2 protein-coding genes, 1 tRNA gene and 1 pseudogene are annotated in these 3658 nt (G+C 57.6%); 3 read left to right on the forward strand and 1 reads right to left on the reverse strand.

Annotation, left to right across the window (positions count from 1 at the left end):
- A partial coding sequence (locus HMPREF0183_RS12955; RefSeq protein WP_005884631.1) for a dihydrofolate reductase family protein occupies positions 1 to 187 on the forward strand: 187 nt, incomplete at its 5' end.
- Positions 188 to 255: 68 nt separating this feature from the next.
- Here the strand turns inward: HMPREF0183_RS12955 and HMPREF0183_RS07555 are convergent.
- A tRNA-Asn gene (locus tag HMPREF0183_RS07555) sits at positions 256 to 328 on the reverse strand.
- Positions 329 to 466: 138 nt separating this feature from the next.
- On the opposite strand from HMPREF0183_RS07555, the gene HMPREF0183_RS07560 reads away from it, so the two are divergent.
- Positions 467 to 2263, forward strand: a complete 1797-nt coding sequence (locus HMPREF0183_RS07560; protein ID WP_005884633.1) for an AMP-dependent synthetase/ligase — start codon at positions 467 to 469, stop codon at positions 2261 to 2263.
- An 883-nt stretch (positions 2264 to 3146) separates the two neighbouring features.
- Positions 3147 to 3658 (forward strand): annotated as a pseudogene (locus HMPREF0183_RS07565) (HNH endonuclease signature motif containing protein); the annotation flags it as partial.

Raw genomic sequence — 3658 nt, forward strand, 5'->3', positions numbered from 1 at the left:
GCGGGTGTTTGGTGAGTTCGTTGGCGCGGGTGTGGTGAACGAGCTGTGTGTGACGGTGGCGTCGTGGATTGTGGCCGGTGAGGCGCCTCGCATTGCGCACTCCGAGGCAGAACATCCAACCAGGATGACCCTCACCTCGGTGCTTCGCCAGGGGAGCGAAATTTTCCTGAGGTACGTGCTGAAGTGATGGTGCGTAGCGGGTAGGCGAAGGTACGAAAAAGCGGGACAAGCACTGCGTGTCCCGCTTTATTTATGCTCCCCCGGCTGGGCTCGAACCAGCGACCCTTCGATTAACAGTCGAATGCTCTGCCAACTGAGCTACGGAGGAATATCGTGCTGAGCACGAGAATTAACAGTAACAGCTTTTTAAACGAACTCAAAATTGATGCGCCACGCGGTTCGTATAAGTGTTTTTTCAAACGTACACTGAACGGTTGTAAAGTTTCTCCAACACCTGAAGGTCTACGTGTCAGTTCGCGAAGCGTCGACGCCTGTCGAAGAAAATCTGTCCTACCCGGCAAGCATTCCGGCGGTCCTTGTCGAACGTCTACGGGACTACCCGAACGACGTCTACTGTGAGCGCCGCGGTGCATCGGGCATGTTTGAGCAGATCACCGTGCGTGACTACGCCCGTGACGTATTCACCACGGCGCGGGGATTGATCGCCCACGGGCTGAAGCCTGGCGACCGTGTAGGTCTTATGGGCAACACCAGTTATGACTGGGTCGTGTGCGACTTGGCGATCATGTGCGCCGGCGGGGTTGTGGTGCCCATCTATCAGACGAGCTCCACCAGGCAAGTGGAATGGATCGCAGAAAACTCGGATCTGACCGCGCTGATCGTGGAGTCGGAAGAGTATGCGAATGTCACCGCCCCTGTCGTAGAGAAACTGTCGTTGGACCTCCACGTGATCGACAGGGGAGACGTGAAACGTCTCCAGGGTGCTGCAAATGAGACCCCGCAGGACGAGGTCGATACCCGCATCCACGCACTCCAGCCCGATGACATCGCGACCATCGTGTACACCTCGGGAACCACGGGAAACCCCAAAGGCGCGCTACTGAGCCACGCAAACTTCATGCACCACGCCGTCAACGGTGTGGAAAACCCGGCACTGGGCGGGACAGTTCTGGCCGGTCAGGATAGCCGCATCCTCATGTTCTTGCCGCTGTCGCACGTGTTTGGTCGGTTCATCGAGTTCGTGTGCCTGTACAGCCGGTGCGTTGTGGGGTACACGCCGTCGATGAAGACTGTCGTGGACGACCTCGGCGATTTCAAACCAACATGGCTCCTGGCCGTCCCCCGCGTTTTTGAGACCGTGTTTAACAAGGCGCGCAACGCAGGCAAGCTGCAGAAGATGATTTTCGATTGGGCGTCTCGTGTCGCGCATGCGTACTCGGTGGCCCAAGACCGAGGTGGCCCCGGGCTGGGTCTGAAAGCCCAGCATGCAGTGGCGGACGCGGTGGTGTTTTCGAAACTGCGCAAGGCCCTGGGTGGCGATGTTGAGTACGCGATTTGCGGTGGCGCGCCGCTGGGGCAGTGGTTGGGGCACTTCTATCGTGGGCTCGGCATTCACATTTTGGAAGGGTACGGGGCGACCGAGACCGCAGCTCCCACGTCTGTGAACCTTCCCGGGCACTTGAAGGTTGGCACGGTGGGGACAGCGTTTCCTGGTGCTTCTTTGCGAGTAGTGGAATCGGGTGAGATCCAGATCAAGGGGCCCCACGTTTTCCGTGGCTACCTGGATAACCCGGAGGCGACCGAGGAGGCCTTTGACGACGGCTGGTACAAGACGGGCGACCTCGGGAAGCTCGATGACGAAGGTTACCTCACGGTGACGGGGCGGGTGAAGGAACTGCTCGTGACCGCAGGCGGTGAGAACGTGCAGCCAGCTGTTCTCGAGGACTCACTCCGCAGGCACACGCTCATTTCTGAAGTGGTAGTTGTGGGGGACCGGGAGCGGTTCGTGGGAGCCATGATCACGCTCGACGGTGAAATGCTTCCCGGGTGGTTGAAAACCCACGGATTGCCTGCGATGAGCATTGAAGAGGCCGGTCGCCACCCCAAGGTGCGCGAAGCGCTCGACGTTGCTGTGAAGTACGCGAACGAGAACGTTAACCGTGCGCAGTCGATTAGGAAGTACGTGGTGTTGCCGCGGGATCTCGAGCAGACAAAGGACGAGCTTTCGGCGTCGTTGAAGGTGCGTCGTCCCGTTGTGATGAAGAACTTTGCCCGGGAGTACGCTGCCCTGTACGACAAGTAGTTTGTGGGTGTGCGGAGTGGGTGAGTCGACGGCGAGTGTGTCTGATCGCCGTTCGAGCTGAGTTGCCTGGGTGTGCCGTACTGTGTAGGGCCGTACTGAGTGAGGGCGTCTTCCGTTAAGGAGGCGCCCTTTGGCGTTGCGGTAGAAAGTCTCAGCCGAGGTGCGACCAGCTAGCGTGCCGAGGTGGTCCTGGCCTGACAAGGTGGCTAGCTTTCTCTGGTTGGGGTAGTAGCGGGCCTGTTGCTCTGGGGTTGTGGCGGGGTCTACTGGTGACTTGGCTCTTTATGTTTCAGTCCATACGGCGCGAAGCGAGCGATACGGCGCATTATATTGCGCAGTTTCGCTCGCTTTGCGCCGTAATGCCCGGTTTGTGCGGTGTATTCGTGGAGCATGTATAACTGCCTGTTGCCCTACGGGGCGCTGGGCGTAAGGCTCCTGTTGTACACACTTTTTGAGCATTAAACTCGGCTCGCGACTGTGCACATCCTTTGGCTTACATGAGGGTGTTGCTGGTGAAGCGCGATCGGCTGTAAGAGTCGAGTGTCCTACGCGCGCTGGCAAATGTCTTGTAGCGCTGGTCTATCGTCACTATCACTTTCGCTGGCGAGCGTCGTCTGCGGTGTCCACAGCTGAATGCGGTTCACTGATCGCTTTTCGCGCCCGTAGCTCAGCGTTCGTCGTCTCCTCAATTGAGCGCTTGTCGTTTTCTCAGCTGAGCGTTCGTCGTGCCGATGTCTGAGCGCTTTTGGCTTCTCCAGCTGAAGCCTTTTGGTATCACTCACTGAACGCTCGTTCGAGAATAAATCGAAACAAAACGAAAAAAACCCTTGACTCTTACATTCGAACACAAATAGAATAGAAACACACAAGGAGGTGAAACCATATGACCACAACAGATCACCATGTACGCAATGACATGTATGACGGGCCGGCTGTTGAACTCTTCGAAACAGTCAAAACGACCACGCGCCTCATGGACGAAGCCCGGGTGAAACAAGCCGAAGCAGTCGCTTCTTTGATCAGCGCCCACGTAACGCCTGTGGATGATTTCACCGATGGCATGCACGCGGTGTTCACCTCCAACCCTGGTGTAGGACCGCTGGTCACTAACGGGAAAGCAGGACAAAGCTCTGGTGTTCAGACTTCTGTTGGCGTGGATGATGTGGTGGCGTGTGTGGCCCTGCCTTCTGGTGAAGTGTGCACGGTTGCCAGTGTCGAACGCGTACCAGACGAGTTACCCACCCCAACAGAAGGGGTGCTAGCGAAGGTTTTGGATTGTACGCGTGCCCAGGTGGTGACCCAGGTGCGGAAAATCATGACAGCTGTGGTGCTCATGCCCAAACTCTGGTCACTAGCCAGGCAGGGTGTGATCGGGTTCGACCGGGTGTTGTATAC

The sequence above is a fragment of the Brevibacterium mcbrellneri ATCC 49030 genome, assembly GCF_000178455.1.
In the GTDB taxonomy this organism is placed as follows: Bacteria; Actinomycetota; Actinomycetes; order Actinomycetales; family Brevibacteriaceae; genus Brevibacterium; species Brevibacterium mcbrellneri.